Genomic DNA, 25,091 nt, shown 5'->3' on the forward strand with positions numbered 1-25,091 from the left:
GCGGGGGCACCGCTCAGGAAGTTGCGCCGTACAAAACCAAGGTGTGGTCGATGCACTGCTCGATGAAAGCGCGGTCCAGAGTCTGGTCGATTACGAGCAGTCTGAAATACATCGGTGCGGAGAGTGTTTCGAGTACCGAACGGGGATCGGTGTTCGCGGGCAACTCTCCCCGTTCGACGGCTCTGATGATCACGTGGGAACTCTGTTCGAATCTCTCCGTCCAGAACCGGTTTCGTGCGGCGCTGACGTCCGGATCGGCGGACAGGGCGATGGTCGTTCCGATCAAACGCGTGATGCCCGGTCGTGAGATCAGCTGCGCTATCTGGTCGGCGACCACCATCAGGTCTCCGCGCAGGGTTCCCGTGTCCGGGACAGGATTATGGGTAGCTGCAAGATCCGTGACAGCGTCGGCGATCAACGCGGTTCGAGTACCCCACCGGCGATAGACGGTCGTCTCGGCGACGCCGGCGCGTGCGGCGATGTCGCCGATGGTCAATCCTTCGATACCGTGTTCGCGGGCTTGGGTCCAGAGTTGCGGTGAGCACCGCCTCGCGCACACGTGCCGATCTGCCGCCGGTTCTCCTACGCACCTCGCCGTCACCCGCCGCGTATTCAGGGATGTCGTGTGTGGCCCGGTCCATGGGCTCTGTTTCTACGCTAGATGCCTGCCAGGATCCACTTACACCCTGTTCGGGGCGGTTGAGAGGAACCGTTCGATGAACCCGAGCACCTGCCCTCTTGCGGTAATGGCCCCTTAACGCAGTAATTACTGGCGTTAAGTCGCTCATCTTCGGTCGCCTGCCACCGGAGTAGCTTGATCACGCGTCTGAGATGGGGAATGAAGATGAAAGAGTCGCTGGATATTCGGGCCACCATCGGGGCGAGAACGGTGTCTCGACAGCGTGTGCTCGAGTGGGAGTCCGCCCGCGCAACCAAAGTACTCACCACATTCGCGGCCAAGCTGGGGGAGCGGGCGATGCGCGAGCTGTCGCCGAATCAGTCGGTCCAACAGCTCCTGTCGACCAACCTCGCCGAGCAACGGTCTGCATTGACGCGATTGAAATACGAACTCGGACATGCCGGGATCTACGCTGCGCTCCGACGCGAGATGGCAGTATCGGAGCGTCTCACGCGTATCGGTGTTGCCGCCAGTCGCGGCCGCACCCGACATGCCGTGACACGGCTGCAGGTCCCAGGTGCGGACGCTGAACGCTCCGTGGAGTGGTTCGACAACTTGACCGTCACGAATGCAGAAACCGACATGCTCGACGCGTGTCCCGATCACTACCTTCTGCGGGGGCTACCCGGCGGGCGTCAGGAGGTCATCGAGACGACGGGCGGATCGCCTGCGGCAAGCCGCTTCTTGGTCGACTACACCCGAACGGCGTCGTTGACGATCGAGATCGATCACGACTATCCCATCCAGGTCGCGGGATCAGCTGTTCTCGATGACGGTCTGGTCATCGGCGGTGTGCGACATCAATTTCGCAATGTCAACGGAAACCTCGACGCTGTGCTGACGGTGCAGTTTCCCGGCACGACACCGGCAAGACTGATCGCAGAACATCAGTGGCATCTCGCCTGCGAATTCAGCAACTGGATCGAAGCGGCCCACCGGTCTGTAGCAACCTGAGACAATCCGGGTCTCGACTGGCGTGCTGTTTGCGCGGAGACCGGTCACACCCCGTTCCGTTCGAGCCGGAGGCGTGCGCCAGCGATTCGGTCGGCAGCCTCGCCTGGGGGAACACTGTCGGAGCGGGAGCGGTCGAGAATCGACAACACCGTGTCGTAGATCCTCTCTACGCGGTGGCGGACCCACTGCGCGTCGACACCGTCCTTTTCCCCCGCAACCTGGATGAGTCCGCCGGCGTTGGCAACGTAGTCGGGCACCCACAGCACACCCTTGCTGTGCAGATACTGGCCGACGTCCGCAGTCCGGAGTTGGTTGTTTGCTGCGCCGCACACGATAGATGCGGTCATCCTGTCCGTGGAAGCGACGGTGACGGTCGCACCCAGCGCGCAGGGGGCATACACGTCCAACTCGGCGTCGAGAACATCGTCGCAGACGACGATCGAAGGGAAGCGGGCTGCAACAGCGCGCACTGCTTCGACGTCGACGTCCGTCGCGATGACGTTCGCCCCTGCTCGCACCAGCAAGGCGATCAGCTCGGAGCCGACCTTTCCCACGCCTTCGACCCCGATCACACGATTCGTGAGATCGGGCGTGCCCCAGGTCGAGGTGGCCGCGGCACGCAAGGATTGGTAGACGCCGAGAGCAGTCATCGGACCACTGTTGCCGGAACCGCCCGCGGCCGCCGACCGTCCGACCACGTGGGCAGTCCGTTCTCCGATGACGTCGAGGTCGTCTGCGCCGGTGCCGACGTCGCCCGCCGAGATGTATCGGCCGCCGAGAGTGTCGATGAAGCGTCCGTACGACCGGAGCAAAGCCCGGGTCTTGATGTCCCGCGGATCGCCGATGATCACGGCTTTGCCGCCACCGAGTGGAACGCCTGCGATTGCCGCTTTGTAGGTCATCCCACGTGACAAGCGGAGTACGTCCGTCAAAGCGGCCCCCTGGTCCGAGTAGGGGTAGAACCGGGTGCCACCCAGGGCGGGACCCAGGGTGGTCGAATGGATCGCGATAATCGACTGCAGGCCCGTGGCGTGATCTTCGCAGAAGACGACCTGCTCGTGTGGCAATCCCTCGAGTGCATCGGTCCGGTCGAAGACTGTTGTGTCTGCGACGCCCGCGACGGATTGCTTGCTGAGTGTCATCTTCGAAAGCCCTTTCGAAGAATCATCGTGCATGAGTTCAGGTGTTGGTGCGGTGGTCGACCGATGTGGTCCAGATGCATTGCCTAACCCAGGACAGTTCCGGTGGACTCGGTATTGAATTCCCTGCGCCTGGAGAAGGATCCGAGATGTATCTGCACACCGGTGTGCGGACCCGTGTAGACAACTGGATCGAGATCGTGGTCGTGCCCCGCCTCGACTTTCTCGATCAGAGTAGCCAGCATTCGGCCGACGACAGGTGCGTTCTTGAATTGATTACCGCTGGTGCCCATCGCTACGTAGTAGCCCGGTCGATCGGTCTTGTCATAGATCGGCGTCCAGTCCGAGGCAGCGTCGTACACGCCGGCAATTCCTTTGGGCTGGGACGGTACCGGCAAATGTGGAAGACGCCGAGCTGCTCTGAGGACCTGCGCCTGAAAACGAGCGGCAGTGCGGTTCGGGTTTGCGGTGTCGGGGTCGTCGATCCATTCCAATGGATCGCACTCGGGCTCGGTACCACCTATCAGAAAGCCACCGCCGTGTTCTGGTCGCATATAGGTTCCCAGATCGAGATCGGCGATCATCGGCCCGAGTCGCGCATGGTGGTTGTAGCCTTTCGGCGCCGAGACATGATGAACCTCCTGCCTGAGGGGGCGAACGGTGACGGTGAAATCCGATCCCACTCCTGCCATTGCGTTCAGCGCATTCGACCACGGCCCAGCAGCGTTGACCACGACCGAGGTTTCGACGGTGTCGCCGTTGTCCAGTCGAAGGGCCCACTGCCGCGAGGCATGTTGTTCGATGCCGATCACTGTGGTGCGGAACGAATGGATCGCGCCTTTCGCTGCCGCGGCAGCGCCCAAGTTGGCCGCCGCAAGCTGGGGGTCGTCGACGAAGCCGGCTTCAGGTGTGAACACCGCTCCGAGCGAGGTGTGGGTGTCGGCGTAGAATTCCTCGCTGTCAACAGGTTTGGGAGGGTAGTAAGACCCGACATCGATTCCTGGGATCCGATCGCCCAACGTTTTCGAGTCCCACAGCTCGTACCTCACCCCGATCTTGTCGAAGAGTCGAACCGTACGTTCACGTGGGGCGAGGTCCACATCGAGGAATACCATTCCACATTCGTGGAACTGGGCAATTGGTCCGCGGGCGGAGTCGTCCAGATGTTCGCGCCAGCTCTTCCAACAGTGCGCGGCCTCCCATGCTGCAGCCATCCCGTCGTACGTCGAATAGTTGTAGCGTATGACCGCGCTGGAGGCGCTGGTGGAACCGAACCCGGAACCTCCCTCCTTGTCGAGGACCAGGACTTCGTAACCACGAGCAGCAAGTTCGTAAGCGATGGAGTTGCCGATCACCCCGGCTCCCACAACTATCGCATCGGTCGATCGGGGCATCGTTCCTCCAGATGTGTTGTTGCGACGGTGTACACGAAGCGAACCGCTACAACCACAAGTTTTGCCTAGACCGGAGGGCGACGCTATCTCCATTTGTGGATACTTCGGTTGACTACGAACAGAATTTGTCGCGTACGGCGCCCGTACGGAACAGTCAGCCGATCGACGAGTCGTGTGCTTCGGCTATGGACTTCATCTTCAAGCCGAGGTGCAGAGAGAGTCGGTCGTCGCCGTTGTCGAAACTGCAACCGGTGATCTGCTCGATGCGTTTGAGTCGCTGGTAGAGCGTCGCACGGTGAATTCGCAGCAGGTCCGCGGTGCGTCGAATATCGCACGCATTGTCGAAGAATGCGCCGAGGGTAGTCGTCAGTACCTGTTGCTTGTCCGCGGCTTCGAGTGCCTTCACAGGTGAAACCTGTGTAGCTCCGATGATTTCGTCACGGGACAGTCGCAGTAGGACGTCGTAGGGACCCAGGTGGCCCCATCTCGCCACGTCGCCGAGCGAGGGGACGAGCAGTGCAGCGCGAACTGCGGCCGTCGCGCTGCGATAGGCGCGGTATACCGCGCCGAGCTCGTTCACGGTGTCGCCGACGCCGAGGACGAATCGACTGTCCCGACCACTCAGTTGGCGAAAGCGATAATCCGCGCGTTCGGTGACGCGCTTCAATTGTTGTGGCGTCGGAATATTCTCGAATGCAAGAAGGATCCACGCGCGGGACTTGTCTGCCACCATCAGACCGGCGCCGGTCGGAAGGGTGTCCAGCGCTTCCTGCATCGCGACCTGTACCGCTATGTCGTCCGATGCTTCTACCGAGTGTGCAGTGTCGCGTTGCGCTGCGATGACCTGATAAAGCATCGGTCGCGGGGCGAACAGCTGGTCGGTGACTACATCCTCGACGGCCTGCGTCCTGACCTCTGGAGTTGAGCTGACGAGGTTGCGGAGAATCGATTCGCGACGAGCATTCGAACGCTCATGACGCAGAAGTCGTTCGTACAGCACAATGCCCGCGCGCGAGGCAGTGTCCTCAGCCATTTCGACGTCGGACTCGGTCAGAGGGTTCTCTTCACTGTCGATCAGCCAGAGGAAACCGAGAAGCAGACTCTTGCACCGCACAGGTACACAGAGTCGCTTCTCGCTCCCCGGCACATCGGGCCGTGCGCTACCCGGTTTGATCCAGGTGCCGATGCCGAGAGCGAGAAGTGGCCGCGAAACCTCCTCGTGTACCGCTCGATTCAGAATCGATGCGACGCGCAGGGAGTCTTCGTCGCCGAAGTGTCGACTGGACGCAAGGAGTCGGATGGACGGGTCGTCGATGGCCACAGAACGGCGGAGTCGCCCGGCCAGGTCGTCGACGAGGAGCTGCAGTTCGTCGATGGACATGTGGACTCTCCTCGCAACTCTCGACAGGCACCTTGATGCTAGTGCAGCGCGGTCCGAGACCACCTCGCTCGATCACCGGACATGGCATTCCTTCAGATAGCTCAAGAAGGATGCCTGTACTCCGGTGACGTGCGTCTCGTCGAGCATCGAAGTCGACAGGAGCTCCGAACGACCTTGTGCGCGCAGTCCCTCGAGCGCTCTGAGGACATTTCGGGCCAAGCCGCGCTACACAGGGACATCGCCCCAGAGTTCTACCTTGTTCAGAGTGACGTGGAGACGTCCGGCGCCTGGGCCGTCGTCGCTCGCTTCCGGAAGGTTTCCGATCATGTCGAACAGTTGGCTGTCTGCGCTGCTGATCCCGGGTGTTCCCGCGCCGACCGTCGAGAAGGGAGTTCCGCCGCGAAGCCACGCGTACAACGCGAAGAGCCCACCGTACGAGAACCCGAACAGCCCGTGACCGGTGTCGCTGACGCGAAGGTGAGAGTGCAGACGAGGGTGCAGTTCGTCGGTCAGAAAGTCCAGAAACGTATCCGCATTGCAGTCCGAGTGTTGCTCGATGTAGGCGTCGATGTCCCCTTGACTCATCGCCCCGGTTTCGCGTGCGGACTCCAATGCAGCCACTACGTCATCGCCGATAGGTTCCCCGGGTGGCACGAGGTCACGGTTGCGAAGCCGCGCCCAGTCCGATGCCTCGTCGCCGGCGTAGCCGACGGTGACTTGAATGTAGGGCGCAATGCTCAGATACGGATCGCGTTGCGTGACGATGAGTGGTGCGGTGAAACCCACGGTCCAGTTGCCGTCCAACACGTAGACCAGGGGCACTGATTCGCTGGATTCTTCGTATCCGGGAGGTGTGGTGATCCAGATTCCGTACCGGTTGCCTGAGCGTGACTCCACTTCGAGGTATTCGGTGTCCGGGAGGCAACCATGCAATATCGCGCTCAACGAATGTCCTTTGCTGTCGTGCCGCTCTTGACTACGAGAACGGCCATCTCGGGATCGGCGAAGACATCGGGGTCTTCGAGAGGGTCTTCCTGCCAGACGGTCAGGTCTGCTCGCATTCCAACCCGCACCATGCCCACGGTGTCGCCCACGCCGAGGATGTTTGCATTGACGCTCGTTGCGGACACCAAGGCCTGCATCGGCGATTCCAACTCCGAACGCACGCGCAACTCGTCGCCGCGCCGTTGCTGATTCGGACCGATGAGGTCGGAACCGAGGCCGATGCGCAGGCCGGACGCGCGGGCAACCTCGAGAGCGGCCGCCATCCGCTCTCGAACTCCTGCTACTCGTTCGACAGTCGCGGGATCGACATCCGCCACCCCGTCGTTCAACAGTTGGTCGATCACGGAGAAGGTGGGCACCATAGCGACGTCGTGCTCGAGCATCAGAGCCGCTGTCTGCTCGTCGATGTCGGTGCCGTGTTCTACGCAGCGCACCCCCGCCTGTACTGCGTTGCGAATCCCTTCCTTACCGTGCGCATGCACTGTGACGTACGTGCCTCGCGCTGCGGCTTCTTGCACAGCGACCGCGATTTCCTCGACGGTGAACTGGGTGTCCGCGAGGCGGTCGTGCCCGCCCACGACTCCACCGGTCACGCACAACTTCAGAAACGTGGCACCCCGGCGAAACGTCTCACGCACGTTCTTCCTGAGTTCGTCGGCGTTGCCGGACATCAGCGACAGCGCACACAGCCCGGGAATGTGATGCTGTGTCCACAATTCTGTGGGTTCCCAATCGGCGCCGTAGTATCCGTGCCCGCCGACCTGGCATTGGACAGGGCCACAGGACAGGACGTGCGGACCCCGCACCTTGCCCTTGGCGATGACGTCGACGACACCGCGGTCTATGCCACCGGTGTCGCGAACGGTCGTGAAGCCGGCATCGAGGGCGAAGCCTGCCGAGGCGAATATGTCGGCCGCGATCTCGGCGGCAGACAGTTCGAATCCGAACTGTGCTCTGATGGGACTGGACAGACCGAGGTGAACGTGCGCGTCGATAAGTCCGGGGGTGACCAGCCTGCCATCCAGATCCACCGTTGTTGCGCCTGCTGGTGCATCGCCGAGGGCGGTGATGATCCCGTTATTCACGCAGACATCCACCGCGGATGGTTCGACACCGGATCCGTCCGCGACTCTTCCTCCTGCGTACCACGTTTCCGTCACACAACCTCCCGGTCTTCGCCTCTTCGGATGTCTCCTCCGTAATGGCAACGATGACGCATGTCTTTCATGTGCTTTCGCCCAGGTCCCATCATGGTGCGTGTCCACCGGAACGGACAGTGGCCGCGCGTTGCGACTTGGGCACGGGACCATCGACATATGTCGAGTCCCGGTTCGATCGATTGCTTCGGGAGGTGCCACTGCATCGTTGGGTTTCTCAGCTGTGCAAAGGGCGGTCCGTCCCTGCGATTCTCGATTCCGGTATGCCCCGCCAGAGGACCGGAAGCGCAATCGAAGCGACCGCGGTTGCATAGAACGCCGGCGACAGGTTGCTGCCCGTGGAGTTGACCAGCGTCTCGCATACCAAAGGCGCGGTACCGGCAAAGAGCGCGTACGCAAGGTTGTACGGCAGTGCGGTACCCGTGAATCGAGCATTAGTCGGCATCATCTCGAGGACCGCGAGAAGAGCTGAGGCAAGCAAGGATTGCACGATAACCAAGACGATCAACGCACCTGCGATTGCGACGATGTTTCCCGTGCCGATCAGAACGTAGCTGGGAACCGCGACAAGAACCGATGCAACCATTCCGATTCTGACCAGGGGACGCCTGCCTATCCGGTCGACAGTTGCGCCGAAGGCGATGTACAGAGGAACCGCGAGCACCAGGGCACCGGACGTCAGCATCAATGCAGCTGTGCTCGACACTCCTGCAGCGTGTGTCAGGAATGTCGGCATGTAACCGATGAGCATATGAGTAGCGACGCCGAGCGACGCGAAGTAGACGAACGCAGCGACCAGAGACCGCCAGTGATTGCGTAACAGATCGGCCAGGGGGCGAGTGAGAAGAGCTTCTTTTTCTTTCATCTCGGTGAAAGCCGGTGTTTCGTCGACCGCAAGCCTCATGAACAGGCCGGCAATTGCGACAACCCCTCCGATGATGAACGGCCAACGCCACCCACCGTCCAGGAAGTACTCTGTGCCAACCGAATTGAACGTCAGTACCGTGATTGTCGCGGGAATGCTGCCGACGAAGGACGAACCGGCGATGATTCCGGCGTAAAGTCCCCGACGGTGGTATGGCGCGTGTTCGACGACGAAGGTGGCTGCTCCGGTGTATTCGCCGCCGGCCGAGAAACCCTGAACCAATCTGCAGACCAGCAGGAGTAGTGGGGCAGCAGCGCCGATGGAGGCGTAGGTCGGCAGAAGCCCGATAGCCGCTGTCGAGCAGCCCATCAGCGTAATTGCCAAGGACAGGGATCCTCGGCGGCCGAACCGGTCGCCCAGCCTGCCGAAAACCACGCCGCCTGCGGGCCTGGCGAGGAACGCGACACCGTAGAGTGCAAAGGTGGCGAGCAGAGCGCCGCTGCCGAACTCGGCAGGGAAGAACACTGTGGCGAGAACTGCGGCGCTGAAGCCGTAAATTGTGAAATCGAACCACTCGACGATGTTCCCCGTTGCGCCGGCGATCAGCGCCTTTCGACGTGTGCGCGCCCGCTCGGGTGAAGTTCTTTCCAGGCTCTCGATACGAGCGTCGGCTGCACCGGTCATGGGGTTCCTCTCGAAGCGGGACTGTAGACGTTTCATCGACGGCGGCGTGGACGCCGAATTCTTTCGAGAACGCCGATCAGAGAACGTCGGGGTCCGAACACTCGCCCCCGCTTTTCGGCGTGACGAAAGCCTATGGCCGGCGATGTAGGCTGCATCACTGCCATATGTTCACAATGTGGGCGAGAACTACTTGCATTTGTCGAGAGCGACGAGAAGTGCAGCGGGCTGACTACTTGCTTCCGGACGTAACGGCGTGTCACGCGCCGGCGAATTACTACCTATGAGAAGCAAACTTATTGCAGCCGCACGAGTTAGCGTCGTCATGTGCGGTCTGGCCACCGCTTCGATCTCGACTTCCGGGGTGGCGTCTGCCGGCCCGCAGGACTGTGCCGTCGTGCACGACTCTTTCAGCGCATCGGTAACCTGTCACGACACCGGAGCTCCGCCCCGGAGAGAGTATTTCCTCAGCATCGAATGCTGGGGTCTTCATGGCATCCCCAATGCCTTCCCGTTCTACGCGGTCGGGCCGTACACCGCGTCGACCAGCTCGTTCGGGCCGACAGGTCAGGCGTCGGGTACATGCAGCTCGGGGTGGGGTGCACTTGTGCCGAATGTCGGAGTGGTCACCGGCGCTCACGTGGAGACGTACGTTCAGGGAGGCTGAGTCGCGTTTCCGCACCCCCGAGACCGCGACGGTCAGGGCTGGTCGAGATCGGCAGCGCCCAACGGTATGGGCCGGCTGCACAGTTCTTCGGCCTCGGCGCGTGAAAGTCCGAGTGAGACAAGGATTCCAGCCGTCAAGGCGTCGGCGGCGGCTGCGTCGTCGCGGTCGGGTTGCTGCAGGAGTAGTTGCCCGAGGCCGAGGAGGGATCCCGCGACCAATGCCATGGCGAGGTCTGTATCAGGGGCGACGAATCTGCCGGCTTCGGTAGCTGCGGCGATGTCGCGTGCGGCCCTCGGAGCCAGGCCCTTCGTCGAGGCGATGAGGGATGGTCCTGAGTTGACGAGAACCCGGCTCAGGTCGGGTTGCAGGCGAAAGAGCCGTCCTGTGATGCGGAAGGACTGTGCGAATATCTCCGCTGGGTCGCTGAGTTCGACGGTGAGTGAATCCAGGTAGTCCCCGAGGGACTCCAGTGCGCTCTCGACTGCGGCAGCGAACAATTCGTCTCTGCTGTCGAAGTGGTTGTAGAACGAGCCCATTCCCACGTCGGCGGCTTGCGTTATCTCCAGGATCGGCGCGTTGGGTTTACCGTCGGCGATGAACCGCTGCGCAGCTGTGATCAGCGCGGAGCGGGTACGAGCCTTGCGGCGTTCGAGCCGGTTTCCTGCAGTGGTCATTCTGCTGGTCACACCCCTCTTCGCGTGAATGTCCGTCGCCACATTAGACCACCCTCATAGCTGACGATTTAGTCAGAACCCTTGACTGACGGATCACTCATAGGTGACGATATCGTCAGAAAGTGGACGAGGGAGGGAACAACGATGACGGACGCGCACAAGGACATGCACGTCGACCAGGGCGCGCTGCCAGGCGAGCACCCGGGGCGGGCAAAAAATCCGATCGTCAAAATTCACGACATCGCCTGGCTGGAATTCTGCAAACCGGACCTTCTCCGTGCCGAGGCATTCGCGTCGGCATTCGGGTTCACCGTGACCCATCGTTCGTCCCAGGAGCTTCACCTTCGGGGCACGCAAGGCGGTTCGCCGTGCGTCGTCATTCGCAGAGGCACGCGAACCCGCTTCGTCGGCGCGGCGTTCCAGGCCGTCGACGAGTCCGACGTACTTCGGCTGGGCAAGGCAACCGGACGTCGGGTCGATCGACTGCACGAGAGCATCGGCGGTATCGGGGTCACTCTCCACGATCCGAGCGGACAACCGGTACGCGTGGTCGCCGGCACCCGGGCTCTTTCTGCGCTGACCGGCCAGCGCATCCACCCCCACAACGACGGCGGGAGTCGTACTCGCGTCAACGCGACGTGCCGAACTCCCCATGAACCAGCGCTCGTCGAGCGCATCGGTCACGTCGTCCTCTCGCGCACTCGATATCTCGAAAACCTGAACTGGTACCTGGAACACCTCGGGCTCATCGTGAGTGACTTTCTCTTCTACGAGAATCAGCGCGAACGTGGACCGGTGATGAGCTTCATCCGCTGCGACCGCGGCGACACCCCGACCGACCACCACACCGTGGCGATGACACTGGGACCCTCGGATCGATACGTGCACTCGGCCTACCAGGTGTGTGATCTCGACGCTATCGCCGCGGGAAGCGAGTTCCTGACCGAACGCGGCTACCGCCACTCGTGGGGGATCGGCCGACACATCCAGGGAAGCCAGATCTTCGATTATTGGCGCGATCCCGACGGTTTTCTGGTCGAGCACTTCAGCGACGGCGACCTGTTCGACAGCTCACTCGAACCCGGTTGGGCCCCGATGACTGCGTCGGGCCTCGCCCAATGGGGACCGCCGGCAACACGAGATTTCCTCGGCATCGCGCCCGGACGGCAATCGTTGGGGGAACTGCGGTCGATCATCTCGTCGCTACGACACGACAACGAATTCGACGCCCAGCGCTTGCGGGGCCTGCTGAAAGTAGCCAACTCATGACTGTTTCGATTCTCCGTACCGTCGACGCCTGGTGGGTGCACACGCCAGGCGGCGCCGTCCGAGTCGACACCGACGCGGTGACGACAGCCGAGCTCCTTGCCGACCGGGCCGCGATCGACGCCGCACGCCGCGGTTCGGCGACCGCGTCGGTGGAGGGTCTGGCGCTGGTCTCGCCGGTGACCGCGCCGTGCAGGGTCGTCGCGCAGATGACCAATTTCGTGACACACGTGAGGGATTCGGGGATGAACCCGGAGACGGTGCCGCTGACGTTCTTCCGCAAGGCATCGGGGTCCATCAGTGGTCCGGCAGACGACATCGTCAAGCCCGCGCATGTGCAACTGCTCGATTACGAGATCGAGATCGGGCTCGTCTTCGGCGCATCGATGACCGTGGGCACGGCACTCGACGAGAACAACATGGCCGACTACATTGCAGCTCTCGTCATCACCAACGATGTGTCCGCCCGGGACGTACAACTGCCCAAAACTCAGTTCTACGAGGGAAAGTCGTACCCCACGTTCACGCCCGCCGGACCGGTGTTGCTGCTCCTCGAGGCGGGCGACTTCAGCCGCTTCACCGATCTCTGCCTCACCCTGCGCGTGAACGGTGAAGTACGGCAGAACAGCACGGTCGCGGACATGATCTACCACCCGTTGGACACGTTGCGAACGTTGACACGATTTCAGCGTATGGACCCGGGTGATCTCTTGCTGACGGGCACTCCAGGCGGGACAGCGCTGACGGCGCCCGCCAAACCGATCGAGATCATCGGCTCGCTCCTCCCTCCCGCACTCAAATGGAAGATCTTCTTCAAGAAACAGTCGTCCAACCCGTCGTATCTGCAGGACGGCGATGTGCTGGAACTGGCCGTGTCGACACCCGATGGGGCACTCGATCTCGGCATTCAACGGACCAGGGTTCGGTATGCCTGAGTCCGTCGATCACCACCCGGTCGTGATCATCGGCTCGGGGCCCACCGGGATGACGGCCGCACTGTTGTTGGCGCAGTACGGAATCAGCTGTTCCATCATGGACCGCTGGGAGGGTGTGTACCCGCAGCCTCGGGCGGTGCACATGGACGACGAGGTCTACCGAATACTCGGTGGCCTCGGGTTGGCCGAAGAGTTCGCGGCGATCTCCAGACCGGCCCGCGGGTTGCAGTTGGTCGACCGACGCCTCACGACGCTCGCAGTGTTCGATCGAGACCCCGACCGCAGGCCGCACGGCTTTCCGCAGGCCAACATGTTCGATCAGCCCGACCTCGAGCATCTCATGCGGTCGCGGCTGTCCTCGCTCGCCGGCGTCCACGTGGCAGGCGGCTGCACCGTCGTCGACGTCGCGAACAGGCGGGACCACTGCGTCGTGACATACCTCGATACACGCAGTGGAGAACGCTGCGCCGTCACCGCGGACTACGTACTCGGGTGCGACGGAGCGAACAGCGTCGTACGGGCATCGATCGGATCGAGAATGCGCGACCTCGGCTTCGAGCAAAGATGGCTGGTAATCGACATCGCCACCGAGGCCGAGCTCGATTTGTGGGAGGGAGTGCACCAGGTGTGCGACACCGAACGCGCCGCCACCTACATGCGCATCGGCGACACTCGTTATCGGTGGGAATTCCGGCTCCGCGACAACGAAACTGCCGACGATTTCAGCGACCTCGACAGCGTCCGCCCTCTGCTGTCGCCCTGGCTCGGTACTGCGGATCGGGACGCACTGCACCTGATCAGGTCCACTGAATACACCTTCCGTGCTCGAGTGGTCGACCGGTGGCGCGATCGCCGCATCTTCGTGCTCGGCGACGCAGCGCACCTGACGCCGCCGTTCATCGGGCAGGGGATGGGCGCGGGTGTGCGCGACGCGATGAACCTGGTCTGGAAACTGGTGGGCGTCATGATCGGATCCTTCGCCGACGACACTCTCGACTCCTACGAAGCGGAGCGCAAACCTCACGTGACGTCGTCGATTCGATTGGCCGTGGCAATCGGGAGGGCAATGACCGGTGGGGGAGCGATCACCGACGCCGTACGCAAGACCGTCGCGCCCGTCCTCGGACACCTACCCATGATCGGAGCGCAGGTGACCGACAGTGCCTCGCCGCGCCTGTCGCCCTCCTATTTCGTTACGCGAAAGGCATTGTCGCGTGGGCTCGCCGGATCACTGTGTCCCAACGTTGTCGTCGATCGCGGGAGGAGGGTCGACGACGTCGCCCCAGGGTGCTTCCTGTTCGTCTCCACCACACCGCTCACCCGAGAGCAGAACACCGAAGTTGTCCGCCGAGGCGCAACCGCACTGGAGGTCCCGCAATCCTCGGAACTCGGGATGTGGCTTCACCGACGCCGCGCGGTTGCTGCCATCGTGCGGCCGGACAGAACCGTGATGGCCGCAGGCCGGTCGGTGCCGTCACTGCACACGCGGTTGCCGAGTTGCGCCTATCGAATTGTCAGGAGCTCCGGTGACCGTTGACTCGTCGGTCCCCCGATACCGACAGAACATCTACGACGTCGACGCGATCGTCGACCCGTATCCCCACTACCAGCGGCTGCGCGCCTTGGGTCCTGCGGTGTGGTTGCCGCACCAACGCGTCTATGCCGTATCGCGTTACGCGGACTGCAAGGCGATGCTGCTGGACGACGAGTCGTTCATCTCCGGCGACGGAGTGTCGCTCAACGCCGTCGCGAATCGCCTGGGGCGCGGCACGACGCTCAACAGCGACGCGGACGACCATGCGACCAAGAGATCCGTTCTGGCGCACCGCATGACCCCCAAAGCCCTGAGAAAGATGACCACGACAGTGGAGGAGGCCGCCGACGGAGTGGTCGATCGAGCGATGTCGATGCTGGACGTCGATGGGGTCGAGGACTTGGCGACGGTCCTTCCGCTGTCGGTCGTTCCCGATCTGGTCGGATGGCCGGAGGACGGCCGCGAGGAGCTGTTGCGCTGGGCCGGAGCGACATTCGACGCAATGGGACCGGTGAATTGCCGGTCGGTCGGTGCTGCGAAGGCCGTGGCGGAAATGATGGCGTTCGCACGTCGCGTCGTGAAGAACAGATCGGTGCTGGAAGGAAGCATGGGCGGCGATGTGCTCACTGCCGCCGACGAGGGCACGATCGACCCGAAGGCGTGCCCTGCGTTGATGGTGGATTACATGGCGCCATCTCTGGACACCACCATCGGAGCCATCTCGAGTGCGCTGTACCTGTTCTCGCAGCACCCGGAGCAGTGGCAGGCGGTGCGGGCCGACCCCACGCTCATCCCAGGCGCCGTCAACGAGGTGGTCCGGTTCGAGTCGCCGCTACGCGCGTTCTCGCGCAAAGCAGCGCGCGACGTCGACATCGGTGGAGTTCCGATTCCGCGTGGGAGCCGCCTGTTGGTGATCTACGCCTCGGCCAACCGTGATGCTGCCGAATGGGATCGACCCGACTCGTTCGACATCACCCGCGATGCTGCTCGGCAGCTCGGCTTCGGGTCCGGCGTGCACGGTTGCGCCGGCCAGGGTTTGGCACGGTTGGAAGCACGATCGATGCTGCAGGCGCTGGCGCGTCGGGTCGAACGAATCGAACTGACCGGAGAGCCGAAGTGGGCCGTCAACAACATCATTCACCGGCTCGAACGGCTACCGCTCGAGCTGGTACCGAGCAGGGGAGAGCAAGCATGAGGATCGACGTCGACTGGGATCGCTGTGAAGGCCACGGACTGTGTGAAGAGGCCGCACACGAGGTGTTCAGCCTCGACGACGACGGCGAACTGCACTACGCGTACGACCACCAGGACGTGCCCGAGGAGCAGGTCGCTGCGGTGCGGTCCGCGATCGGCGCCTGCCCGGTGGCCGCGCTGCGCGAACAGAAATGAACGCAGCTCCGATTGTCGTCGTCGGTCGGTCGACAGCCGGTTGCGCGGCCGCCCGTGAGCTCCGAGCCCTCGGTCACGACGGGGACATCGTCATGATCGGTGGGGATCCGGACGGGTCGTACTCACGGCCGCCGCTCTCCAAGCACGTCCTGAACTACGGCAGCGGCACGTCGGCCCGGTGGGATCTGTCCGACTTGGACATCACCGAACTGAACTCTGCTGCAACACGGTTGAACCCAGACCGAAAGACCGTTGCTCTCTCGGACGGAACCGACGTCGAGTACGGCACACTCGTCGTCGCGACAGGCGCCGATGCTCGACGCCTGGCTCGGGTCGGCCAAGCGGGGGAACTGGTCGTCAGAACCCATGACGACGCACGGGTCCTGCGTTCCCGGCTGGACGCGGCATCGTCGGCGATCATCGTCGGCGCAGGCTTCCTCGGAATGGAAATCGCCTCGGCGTGCGTCCGACGCACTATCGAGACAACCGTCGTCGACGTGGATCCTCCTCTGGAGCGAGTTCTCGGAAGCTTCCTTGCTGCGGCCATCGAAGAGCGCCTGGCGGAGAACAGCGGAAGTATGCTGCGCCCTGCGGGGCCGGTAACGCTGTCCGGCAGTCCCGTGGACGGGATCGTCCTGCCGGATCGCACTGCGCTGCATGCCGATGTCGTTGTCAGTTGTGTGGGGGAGGTGCCGGCCTCCGACTGGCTCGACGGTACCGGCGTTGCGGATCGAGACGGTGTGGGGATAGGAGAGGACTGCTCGACGTCGGTACCCGACGTGTTCGCTGCCGGCGACGTCACGTACTTCCGGGAGCCGTCGAGATATCCCCGACGCGGACCGTTCTGGTCCAACGCTGTGGCTCAGGGCAGGGTTGCTGCAGCATCCGCGCTCGGAGCAGCCGCTCGGTGCGCTCCGGTCGACGACTACTTCTGGACCGAGGTGCTCGGGTTGTCCATCAAGGCGGTAGGTCCGCTGCCACTCGTCGGTGAACCGGAAATTGTCACCGGTTCGGTGGACGACGGGTCGGCCCTGCTGCGCTGGACGCACCCGGACGGTCGAAAGACTCTGGTGGCGTACGGGCTTCGCATGTCAGTGGGAAAGCTCCGCGCACTCGCGCGGGCGGAACAGGGGCAAGGATGAAGACAGCAATCGTGGCCAGCGCATCGTCGGGAATCGGCCGCGCTTCGAGGCCGTAATGCGAGTGCAATACGACGGTCACGGCCCGGTAGCGGGCTCGTCTTAGTTTGAGGCATGAAGTCTTTGAGGCATCCCGCTGCACAGATCGGTCTCGCTGCGATCGGCGGCATTGTCTTCGGTCTGCTCGTCGGTGAGTGGGCAGCGAACCTGAAGTTCATCGGAGACCTGTTCATCCGTCTGATCCAGATGTCCATCGTTCCGTTGGTGATGGCATCGGTCATCGTCGCCACCGGATCCATGTCGGGCACCGGTACCGGAAAGATCGCGTTCCGAACGTTCAAGTGGATGATCGGGTTCTCGTTCGTCGCGGCTGTCTTGGCTTGGGTGCTCAGCAGTCTCGTGCGGCCGGGGTCGGGAATGGTGTTCACGCAAGAGTTGGACCCGAGCCTGGAGGAATCGGCGGGGGAAGCACTCGGATGGCAGGACACGCTGCTGAACTTCGTGTCCACCAACGTGTTCGACGCGATGTCCACCGCGACGATGGTGCCGATCATCGTCTTCTCGCTGCTGTTCGGAATCGCACTGCGCATCCACGTGAACAAGACCGGCGACACCGGCGTCCTGAGGCTGTTCGATCAGATTCAACAGATCGTCCTCACGATGATCCGTCTCGTCATGGTGATCGCCCCCATCGGCGTGTTCTGTCTACTGGCAGCTCTCGCTGGAGACGTCGGCTTCTCGGTGGTCTCGACGGCGCTGAAGTATCTGGGCACGACACTCATCGGCGTCATCGTCCTGTTCGCGCTGTTCGTCGCTGTCGTGGCAGCACGAACTCGTCTCAGCCCATGGAAGCTGCCGAACAAGCTCACCGAGCAGACCATCGTCGCAGTGACGACGACGAGTTCGGCCGTCACCTTCCCGACGGTGCTCAAGAACACTGTCGAAAAGGTGGGAGTAAGTCAGAAGGTCGCCAACTTCACGCTGTCCATCGGCCTGACGATGGGTTCCTACGGCGCGGTCCTGAACTACATGATCGTGGTGATGTTCCTCGCGCAAGCCGGAAACATCGACCTGAGCATCGGACAGATCGCCCTCGGTATGGGATTGGCGATCCTCCTCAACATGGGCACCATCACCGTTCCGGGCGGATTTCCCGTCGTCGCGATGTTCCTGGCCACCTCGCTCGGCCTGCCGTTCGAAGCCGTCGGGCTGCTGATCGCAGTCGATTGGTTCGCCGGAATCTTCCGTACCTTCCTCAATGTCAACGGTGACACGTTCGTGGCGATGCTCGTTGCCAACGCCGACGACGAGATCGACCGCGACGTCTACAACGGGACCAAGACCGTGATCGCGGAGGAAATAGATCTGGACGACTACCAGGGCGTCATGGCACGAGCGGATCAGGCCGACTGAGCACCGGGATCTGTTGCTCACAGCGCCCCACGGACAGGTGAATTTCCACGTGGTCACCGTCGTCGATGTCCTCGGGGCGGCGTAGCGCGACCTTCAACGGCACCAGGTATGCACCGTCCTTCGGGATCAGAGAAGTCTCGATTTCGGTGTCACCGATCTTCACCCGAGCGGGGATGACGCCCCATCCGTAGGTCAGCTCACCGAGGTGAGCGTGCAGAAAGTCGTCGACGTGCGCGGGAGTGGCCGCGAAGTAGAACGGCGCGGGACCGCGCCACTGGAACACCTCGGCGTCGAAGACCCAGTCCATGGCCGAAGTGTACGACCGGTTCACGGCACGCGGAGTCCAGGCACTTCTCCTGTTCTTGCGGTCTCGGACGCGATCTCGTGCAGCTTGCGATTGGTGAGCGACGACTCCCGACGAAGCATGTCGAAAGCAGCGTCGCGATCCACCGTGGCCGTGGCCATGACGACTCCGATCGCGATGCCGATCTCACGGCTACGAACAAGCGCGGAGGCCAGGTGGTCTGCCCGCTCCCGTGCACTGGCGTATGCCAACCGAAGGGCCGACTGGTCAGCGAAACGTGCACACCGATCCAGGACGTCGTGTGTGAACGTGCGTGGTTCCGTCGAGTAGAACGTCATCACGCCCAGCTCGACGTCGTCGAGAAGCAGTAGGAAGCTCGCTGTCGAGCGCACCCCGGTACGAGCCAAGATCTCCTGGGAATACTCCGGACGGTCTGGTTCGGTGGCCATGTCGTCGACCACGACGGCTCTTCGGCCGTCGATGACCGCCTCGGTCGCCGAGTACCCGGTGATCGACGCGACCTCCAGAGCTGTGCGCATCACCGCTGGATCGGTCGCGGCGACGATGATGGGTCGGGCACGGTCGGTCATCGCAGTGATCGACGCACCCGTGCATCCCACGGTCGCCACGGCCAGGTCGACGATGTTCTGGCAGGTCCGATCGGTGTCGGACCCGCTGTTCGGCCGTCTGATGTCGGACCAGCTTTCGACTATCGACTTCGCGCCCACAGACGACCTACTTCCGTACTTGTTCGGATTCGACATCGGAGGTCGAATCGAGGAGCTGATTCTGGCACGGGTCGTGCCGAGGCAAACGTGTGGCGTCGCGTACAAAACACACTGGTCGGACCTTTTTTCTTCAATCAATGCGCGGCCGAGAGCTTCATGGATCGCTCGCAGGTAGTGTGGCGCAGATCACTTACTTCTTCGCGTTTGTTTTCCTTCGTTCGAACCGACTTAAAGCTGCCGGTTCCCACCGGCCGATCGACCCTCGAACGCCGTACACGCTGTGCGGCGTCGCGAACGACATGGAGGAACCTGATGTCCGACTTCATCGACAAAGCGCAACACAAGGCCGACGAACTCGCCGGTGATGCGAAGGAGCGCATCGGCAACGCCACCGGCGACGACGAACTCCGCGGTAGCGGGGCGGCGCAGAAGGCCAAGGGCAATGCCCATCAACTCGCCGACACCGTGTCCGACGGCGCCGAGGAACTGGGCGACAAGGCGTCGGAGGTCGCTGACAAGGCAGCAGACGTCGTATCCGACGCGGCCGATTCGGCAACCAAGGCAGCCTCCTCGCTCGCCGACACCGCGGCATCGACCGCAGCCGACGCCAAGGCGTCGGTCACGGACTTGGCCGACAATGCAGCATCCAAGGTCCGCGAGGTCGACGTCGACAGCGTCGTGGACACGGCGACATCTCCTCGAACCGTGGCCGTCGTCGCCGCTGTGATCGGCGCCGGGACGATCGCGTTCGTCATTGCCAGGAGAAACCGTCGTCAGCGTCAGCTGAAGGCCGCGCCGACTCGCGCAGTGCGGGCACTGGCGCGGAGCATCGAATCGAAGTCCCTCTTCGACCGCTGATGGTCTCTCGCATCGACGGGTTCCAGCGCAAGCACCCGGCAGCAGGGTTCCCGCTCGCGGTCGTCTACAAATTCCTCGACGACCGCGGCGGATACCTGGCGGCATTGATCGCCTACTACGCGTTTCTGTCGCTGTTCCCGCTGCTGCTGCTGTTCACCACCCTGCTCGGCATCGTGCTGGCGGGCAATCCCGATCTGCAGGAACGCATCCTCGACTCGGCGATGAGTCAGATCCCGGTCATCGGAGACCAGCTCGGCGAGCCCGACCGGCTCAGTGGTGGCGTCACGGCAATCGTGATCGGTGTGGCCGGCTCGTTGTACGGCGGTCTCGGGGTGTCACTGGCGGTGCAACACGCGTTGAACACTGCGTGGTCCGTCCCGCGCAACAACCAGCCGGACCCGATTCGCGCCCGAGTGCGCGGGCTGCTGCTGCTCAGCACCGTCGGCAGCGCGATCATCGGTTTGACCGTGCTGAACGTCGTCGCGTCGTCCGGCCTGTTCGGCTTCGCCGGTGGTGTGTCGGCGATCCTGGGCGCGATCGCGCTCAACAGTGCGGTGTTCGCTGCCGCGTTCCGTATCGGAACCGCGCGGCCATTGAGTGTCCGCGACGTGCTGCCCGGAGCCGTTGCAGCCGCGGTGATCTGGCAGGCTCTGCAATCCTTCGGCGGTATCTACATCCGCTACGTCGTCGGCAACGTCAGCACAAGCAACGGTGTGTTCGCAATCGTGCTGGGGCTGTTGGGTTTTCTGTACGTGGCGTCGGTTCTGATCGTGATCTGTATCGAGATCAACGCAGTTCGAGTAGACCACCTTCATCCGCGCGCGCTGCTGACACCGTTCACCGACAATGTCGAACTCACCGAGGGCGACAAGAACTCGTACACCGGGCAAGCGGAAGCTCAACGCAACAAAGGGTTCCAGGAAATCACCGTCACCTACGAAGACAACCCGCAGAACGACTGAATCGCGTGCAGTTCAGGAGTCGAAATCTGTGCTTCGTGAAACGGATTCCCACGACTCGGCGTCGGCGCGCAGGGCGTCGAGCGCACCGGTGAATCCGTCGACCGCGTCGTTGCCGAGGAGCAGCAGGAACGGGGGATCGTCGGATTCGACTGCGTCGACGACAGCTTGTGCTGCCTTGACCGGGTCACCTGGCTGGTTGCCGTGCGCTGCGTCGTTCTCGATCCGGCGCGCACCGGCCGTGGCTGCGTACTCGGCGATGGGGGAGGCGGACTGGGTCAGGGATCTGCCCGCGAAGTCCGTGCGAAACGCGCCGGGTTCGACCGTGAGGGCGCGGATGCCCAGGGGGGCGACCTCTCGACGAAGCGACAGTGTGAGCGCCTCGATGGCGGCTTTGACCGCGGCGTAATACCCGGACCCGGCGGGTGAAAGGCGCGCCCCGATCGACGAGATGTTGACGATCGTCCCGGAGCGACGGCCGCGCATTCCCGGCAGAACGGCCTTGATCGTGCGCACGGTACCGAAGACGTGGGTGTCGAACAACCGGCGGACCGCACCGTCCTCGCCCTCTTCGACCGCGGAGCGATATCCGTAGCCCGCATTGTTGACGAGTACGTCGACTGCTCCGAACCTGTCGGTAGCAGCGTCGACGGCAGCAGAGACATGAGTGTCGTCGGTGACGTCCAGAGCGATCGCGAGTGAGGTGTCGGGGTAGCGGGCAGCGATGTCGGCGACCTTCGATACGTCGCGCGCGGTCACCACCACCTGATGACCACGTGCCAATGCTGTCTCGGCCAGATGCCTTCCGAGGCCCGTCGAGCATCCGGTGATGAGCCACGTTGTCATGGGTGCTCCCTTGTCGGCTTGAACGTGTGGGTGTGCGGACAGTGAGACGATCACGTCAAGGCTAGGGCAACCGGTGAGGGGTCGACAGAGACCGTCGGCGATGATGGTTGAATCTACAATCGACACGGGTGGGCTTTCCGCCCCGAATCGAGAGGTCGAACAATGCACCTGGGCGTAGACAGCTTCGTCTCCTCCGTGACGGACCCGACCGATGAACGCGTGATCGGCCCGTCCGAGCGAATGGGCCATCTGCTGGAGGAGATCGCCCTCGCGGACCGGGTCGGGTTGTATTCGTTCGGCATCGGCGAGCACCATCGGAGCGAGTACTACGATTCGGCGCCGTCGATCATCCTGGCGGCCGCGGCCGCTCGCACGGAACGCATCCGGCTCGGCAGTGCAGTGAAAGTGCTCAGCGCGGACGATCCAGTACGCGTGTTCCAGGAATTCGCCACTCTCGACCTCATTTCGAAGGGGCGGATCGACCTGGTCGTCGGCCGCGGATCGTTCACCGAATCCTTCCCGCTGTTCGGCCTGGATCTACGCGACTACGACTCGCTCTTCGCCGAGAAGCTCGAATTGCTGCTCGAGATCCGCGAGAACGTGGAAGTCACGTGGTCCGGGCGTCACCGACCGGCTCTGAACAGGCAGAGCATCTTCCCCCGGCCGGTACAGGATCCGCTGCCGATCTGGGTCGGCGTCGGAGGAACTCCCGAGTCCTTCGTTCGAGCCGGGTTGTTGGGTCTTCCCCTGATGATCGCGATCATCGGCGGCGAACCCCGACAGTTCGCGCCGCTCGTCGATCTCTATCGACGGGCAGGCGCGGAGGCCGGGCACGCACCCGAAAAGCTGCAAGTCGGACTACATGTGTTCGGTTTCGTGGCCGAGTCGACGCAAGCGGCAGCGGACACCATCTACCCCGGCTGGCACGAGATGTTCACCAAGGTCTCACGCGAGCGCGGCTTCGCACGCCCCACTCGGGAACAGTTCGACGCGACGTCTGGCCCCAACGGAGCCTTCTTCATGGGAGACCCGAAGACCGTCGCAGACAAGATCCTGCGCGTGGGTGAGCAGCTGGGCGGTGTCGATCGGTTGTCGTTGCAGATGACGAATCCTCGCCTTGCGCACGGAGATCTGCTCCGAGGAATCGAACTACTGGGGACCGAGGTCGCACCGCTCGTGGCGAAGGCGTAATCCGCCGCCGATCACCTAACTGCCGAGTGGCTGCCCGATGCCGTCCTCGGCGCGAAGACGTTCGACCTCGGCACGCGAGTGCCGCACCGCTTCGGTGTCCGCGCCCTTGGCGCTCGCGATGTCGTGTGCGAGGTCCAGGATTGCGCGTCGAAGATGCTTACGCGCTTTCCGGGCCCGTCGATCGGGCGACGACGCGCGGAATGCCTTTCTGGCCTTTCTGTCCAGAACGCCGTCCACCTCGGCGTCGGTGAGGAATCCTGCATCGACCTCGGGAGCCAGAATGTCGCGGACGAATTGGTACTCGCGTGGTGCTGCTCGGCGGAACGCGATCGCCAGCACCGTGAATGCGATGACGACGGACGCGAACATGACGCCGAACAACAGAAGCGGATTACCTCCGCCGAGCCCGGTGGCGTCGTCCCAGGTGAAGTGCAGGAACACCCCCGCCGCAACGAAGGCGAGACCACGCCCGATCTTGCGTGGTTGTGCTTTCGTCCCGATGAGGTACACCGCGCCTGCGCACACCAGCGCACTGAAGAGAGGGTGCGAGACGAAACTGACGGCAATCCGCGTGAGCGACATGTGGACGGCATTTCCGACCGGGTCGGTTCCGAACGTCCGGGCAGTGGCGTTGGCTGCGTAGAGGAAGTCCTCGAACATTGCGAATCCGAGTCCGATGAAGGCGCCCAGAATGAGACCGTCGTTGGCCGTTCGGATCAGCCGCGGGGCAAGGCTCATCAGCAGGATGAATCCGCAGAGCTTGGCCGCTTCCTCGGTGATCGGTGCAGTCGCGCCTGCAGCCCAATTCGCGCTCCACGCTTGGCCGAACAGCTTCGGGTAGATGCTGAGCATCGCAGTGTTGACCGTCATCGCGAACGCGAAGGTGGCGGGGATTGCTCCCCACAGCAGTGCTGCCGCGACCAGTCGGCCTGGCTGCCGTTCCCACCGGTCGATGTGACGGAACCACGCGAACCACGCGAGTCCGCACAGAGTGCACAGCACCGCGGACACGGCGAATCCCTCGGCGTAGAACCCGGCTCCCGGTGCGAAGAACGCCCAAGCCTGAAACGCTCCGACTGCAGTGAGCGCGATGTACACCCAGAACGACAGGTTGTGGGGTTGCACGAATTCGAATCGTTCACCCCACCCGGAGACCTCGAGCGCCTCCTGCCGACGGTGCTCGGCCTCGGACGACGCGGTGTCTGTCACGGCGTCACTCATCGGTTGCTCCCGTCGACGGTCTGGATGCTGGAGATCATGTCCTTGATATCGGTTGCCGCCGCGGTCATCTGAGTGGGCGGACCGTACGCCGTGACCTTCAGGCCGGTGCCGTCGACAACGAACGCCGCGACCAGTCCGTCTCCGCGGACGCTGCTGTAGGCCTGCACGACACCGGTTTGCCCCGCCGCTGTGGTCAGAGTGGCCCGGTCTCCGTCGACGCGGAACGACGGGTCGGTGGTGCGCGAGGTGACCTTTTCCACCTGGTCCACCAAATCGTCCGGTGTCCCGTCGAACGAGTCCGCCGTCACCTGAAACGTGACGCCGTCCCCGGATACGGTGGCATCGCCGGATCTCCTGTCCTCTTCGCCCACGCGAAACCCGGTCTCGACCTCCCAGCCTGTCCTCGGCGTGAAGGCAATCGTGTCCGTGAGCGCTAGTTGTTGACCGGCGCGCACCGGATCGTTCCAGCCGATGGCCGCATCGACGCGCGGTACAGCGACGGTAAGAACGAGAAAGACCGCGATGACGAAAAGCGCTGGCGCGAGCGTTCTTCGGTCGAGACCGAGCACACGGTGCTCGGCTGGCACCCGTTGACGGTGCAGTCCGGGATGAGTCTGTGTCACGGGTTCCCTTCGCGGTCGTCGGTAGGAATACTTTCCCACAGAGTCCGCGGAGACGGGGGGCTACCCGACGACGTGTCGGGAGGGTCGAG

Annotated in this window: 24 protein-coding genes; 11 read left to right on the forward strand and 13 right to left on the reverse strand. The window is 63.1% G+C overall.

Features of this window, described 5'->3' with window-relative positions:
- Positions 1–13 precede the first annotated feature (13 nt).
- Positions 14–496, reverse strand: coding sequence for a TetR/AcrR family transcriptional regulator (locus CH292_RS17835; protein ID WP_256978239.1), 483 nt, complete (start codon positions 494–496; stop codon positions 14–16).
- A 348-nt stretch (positions 497–844) separates the two neighbouring features.
- Between CH292_RS17835 and CH292_RS17840 the strand changes: the two genes are divergently transcribed.
- Positions 845–1,633, forward strand: a complete 789-nt coding sequence (locus CH292_RS17840; protein ID WP_256978240.1) for a hypothetical protein — start codon at positions 845–847, stop codon at positions 1,631–1,633.
- Positions 1,634–1,677: 44 nt separating this feature from the next.
- Here the strand turns inward: CH292_RS17840 and CH292_RS17845 are convergent, their stop codons facing one another.
- The 7 genes from CH292_RS17845 to CH292_RS17880 all read right to left on the reverse strand — a co-directional run bounded on the left by CH292_RS17845 (position 1,678) and on the right by CH292_RS17880 (position 10,596).
- Positions 1,678–2,775 carry a Glu/Leu/Phe/Val dehydrogenase gene (locus CH292_RS17845; RefSeq protein WP_094655367.1) on the reverse strand — a complete coding sequence of 366 codons (1,098 nt, stop codon included), beginning with the start codon at positions 2,773–2,775 and terminating at the stop codon, positions 1,678–1,680.
- An 83-nt stretch (positions 2,776–2,858) separates the two neighbouring features.
- Positions 2,859–4,166: an FAD-binding oxidoreductase gene (locus CH292_RS17850; RefSeq protein WP_094655368.1), complete on the reverse strand. Its 1,308-nt coding sequence runs from the start codon at positions 4,164–4,166 to the stop codon at positions 2,859–2,861.
- Between the two features lie 154 nt (positions 4,167–4,320).
- Positions 4,321–5,547: a CdaR family transcriptional regulator gene (locus CH292_RS17855; RefSeq protein WP_094655369.1), complete on the reverse strand. Its 1,227-nt coding sequence runs from the start codon at positions 5,545–5,547 to the stop codon at positions 4,321–4,323.
- A 225-nt stretch (positions 5,548–5,772) separates the two neighbouring features.
- Complete coding sequence (locus CH292_RS17860; RefSeq protein ID WP_256978244.1) at positions 5,773–6,492, reverse strand: alpha/beta hydrolase; 720 nt, start codon at positions 6,490–6,492, stop codon at positions 5,773–5,775.
- Complete coding sequence (locus tag CH292_RS17865) at positions 6,489–7,637, reverse strand: amidohydrolase family protein (protein ID WP_255182991.1); 1,149 nt, start codon at positions 7,635–7,637, stop codon at positions 6,489–6,491. Before CH292_RS17865 ends, CH292_RS17860 begins: the two co-directional genes overlap by 4 nt.
- Before the next feature lie 289 nt (positions 7,638–7,926).
- The gene (locus tag CH292_RS17870) at positions 7,927–9,258 is read right to left on the reverse strand and encodes an MFS transporter (RefSeq protein ID WP_094655371.1); all 1,332 of its coding nucleotides are present in this window, start codon (positions 9,256–9,258) and stop codon (positions 7,927–7,929) included.
- A 696-nt stretch (positions 9,259–9,954) separates the two neighbouring features.
- Complete coding sequence (locus CH292_RS17880; protein ID WP_256978247.1) at positions 9,955–10,596, reverse strand: TetR/AcrR family transcriptional regulator; 642 nt, start codon at positions 10,594–10,596, stop codon at positions 9,955–9,957.
- A 144-nt stretch (positions 10,597–10,740) separates the two neighbouring features.
- Between CH292_RS17880 and CH292_RS17885 the strand changes: the two genes are divergently transcribed.
- From CH292_RS17885 to CH292_RS17915, 7 genes are all read left to right on the forward strand, one after another.
- Positions 10,741–11,865, forward strand: coding sequence for a VOC family protein (locus CH292_RS17885; protein ID WP_094655372.1), 1,125 nt, complete (start codon positions 10,741–10,743; stop codon positions 11,863–11,865).
- Positions 11,862–12,797, forward strand: coding sequence for a fumarylacetoacetate hydrolase family protein (locus CH292_RS17890; protein WP_179277992.1), 936 nt, complete (start codon positions 11,862–11,864; stop codon positions 12,795–12,797). The genes CH292_RS17885 and CH292_RS17890 overlap by 4 nt, the downstream gene beginning before the upstream one ends.
- Positions 12,790–14,334: a bifunctional 3-(3-hydroxy-phenyl)propionate/3-hydroxycinnamic acid hydroxylase gene (locus CH292_RS17895; RefSeq protein WP_094655373.1), complete on the forward strand. Its 1,545-nt coding sequence runs from the start codon at positions 12,790–12,792 to the stop codon at positions 14,332–14,334. The genes CH292_RS17890 and CH292_RS17895 overlap by 8 nt, the downstream gene beginning before the upstream one ends.
- The gene (locus tag CH292_RS17900) at positions 14,324–15,526 is read left to right on the forward strand and encodes a cytochrome P450 (protein ID WP_094655374.1); all 1,203 of its coding nucleotides are present in this window, start codon (positions 14,324–14,326) and stop codon (positions 15,524–15,526) included. The genes CH292_RS17895 and CH292_RS17900 overlap by 11 nt, the downstream gene beginning before the upstream one ends.
- Complete coding sequence (locus CH292_RS17905) at positions 15,523–15,720, forward strand: ferredoxin (protein ID WP_019664872.1); 198 nt, start codon at positions 15,523–15,525, stop codon at positions 15,718–15,720. Before CH292_RS17900 ends, CH292_RS17905 begins: the two co-directional genes overlap by 4 nt.
- Positions 15,717–16,862 carry an NAD(P)/FAD-dependent oxidoreductase gene (locus CH292_RS17910; RefSeq protein WP_037141492.1) on the forward strand — a complete coding sequence of 382 codons (1,146 nt, stop codon included), beginning with the start codon at positions 15,717–15,719 and terminating at the stop codon, positions 16,860–16,862. The genes CH292_RS17905 and CH292_RS17910 overlap by 4 nt, the downstream gene beginning before the upstream one ends.
- Positions 16,863–16,973: 111 nt before the next feature.
- Positions 16,974–18,272 (forward strand): dicarboxylate/amino acid:cation symporter, encoded by a 1,299-nt coding sequence (locus CH292_RS17915; protein ID WP_020111756.1) that lies wholly within the window; start codon positions 16,974–16,976, stop codon positions 18,270–18,272.
- On the opposite strand, the gene CH292_RS17920 is transcribed toward CH292_RS17915, so the two are convergent.
- Positions 18,244–18,579: a DUF1905 domain-containing protein gene (locus tag CH292_RS17920; protein WP_020111755.1), complete on the reverse strand. Its 336-nt coding sequence runs from the start codon at positions 18,577–18,579 to the stop codon at positions 18,244–18,246. The two genes, CH292_RS17915 and CH292_RS17920, sit on opposite strands and share 29 nt — an antisense overlap.
- Positions 18,580–18,599: 20 nt before the next feature.
- Positions 18,600–19,304 carry a GAF and ANTAR domain-containing protein gene (locus CH292_RS17925; RefSeq protein ID WP_255182993.1) on the reverse strand — a complete coding sequence of 235 codons (705 nt, stop codon included), beginning with the start codon at positions 19,302–19,304 and terminating at the stop codon, positions 18,600–18,602.
- Positions 19,305–19,616: 312 nt separating this feature from the next.
- On the opposite strand from CH292_RS17925, the gene CH292_RS17930 reads away from it, so the two are divergent.
- A complete protein-coding gene (locus tag CH292_RS17930; protein WP_019664865.1) occupies positions 19,617–20,162 on the forward strand; it encodes a CsbD family protein in 546 nt (181 codons plus the stop codon).
- A complete protein-coding gene (locus CH292_RS17935) occupies positions 20,162–21,124 on the forward strand; it encodes a YihY/virulence factor BrkB family protein (RefSeq protein WP_019664864.1) in 963 nt (320 codons plus the stop codon). Before CH292_RS17930 ends, CH292_RS17935 begins: the two co-directional genes overlap by 1 nt.
- 12 nt (positions 21,125–21,136) lie before the next feature.
- On the opposite strand, the gene CH292_RS17940 is transcribed toward CH292_RS17935, so the two are convergent.
- Entirely contained in the window at positions 21,137–21,967 is an 831-nt protein-coding gene (locus CH292_RS17940) for an oxidoreductase (protein ID WP_179277993.1), read from the reverse strand.
- 162 nt (positions 21,968–22,129) lie between these two features.
- Between CH292_RS17940 and CH292_RS17945 the strand changes: the two genes are divergently transcribed.
- Positions 22,130–23,158 carry an LLM class flavin-dependent oxidoreductase gene (locus tag CH292_RS17945; protein WP_019664862.1) on the forward strand — a complete coding sequence of 343 codons (1,029 nt, stop codon included), beginning with the start codon at positions 22,130–22,132 and terminating at the stop codon, positions 23,156–23,158.
- A gap of 15 nt (positions 23,159–23,173) precedes the next feature.
- On the opposite strand, the gene CH292_RS17950 is transcribed toward CH292_RS17945, so the two are convergent.
- Both CH292_RS17950 and CH292_RS17955 read right to left on the reverse strand, forming a co-directional pair.
- Entirely contained in the window at positions 23,174–24,379 is a 1,206-nt protein-coding gene (locus CH292_RS17950) for a PrsW family intramembrane metalloprotease (protein ID WP_037180963.1), read from the reverse strand.
- Positions 24,376–24,966 (reverse strand): hypothetical protein, encoded by a 591-nt coding sequence (locus CH292_RS17955; RefSeq protein ID WP_143545766.1) that lies wholly within the window; start codon positions 24,964–24,966, stop codon positions 24,376–24,378. The genes CH292_RS17950 and CH292_RS17955 overlap by 4 nt, the downstream gene beginning before the upstream one ends.
- Positions 24,967–25,091: the final 125 nt, after the last annotated feature.

The organism is Rhodococcus sp. 14-2470-1a (assembly GCF_002259425.1).
Classification (GTDB): Bacteria; Actinomycetota; Actinomycetes; order Mycobacteriales; family Mycobacteriaceae; genus Rhodococcoides; species Rhodococcoides fascians_E.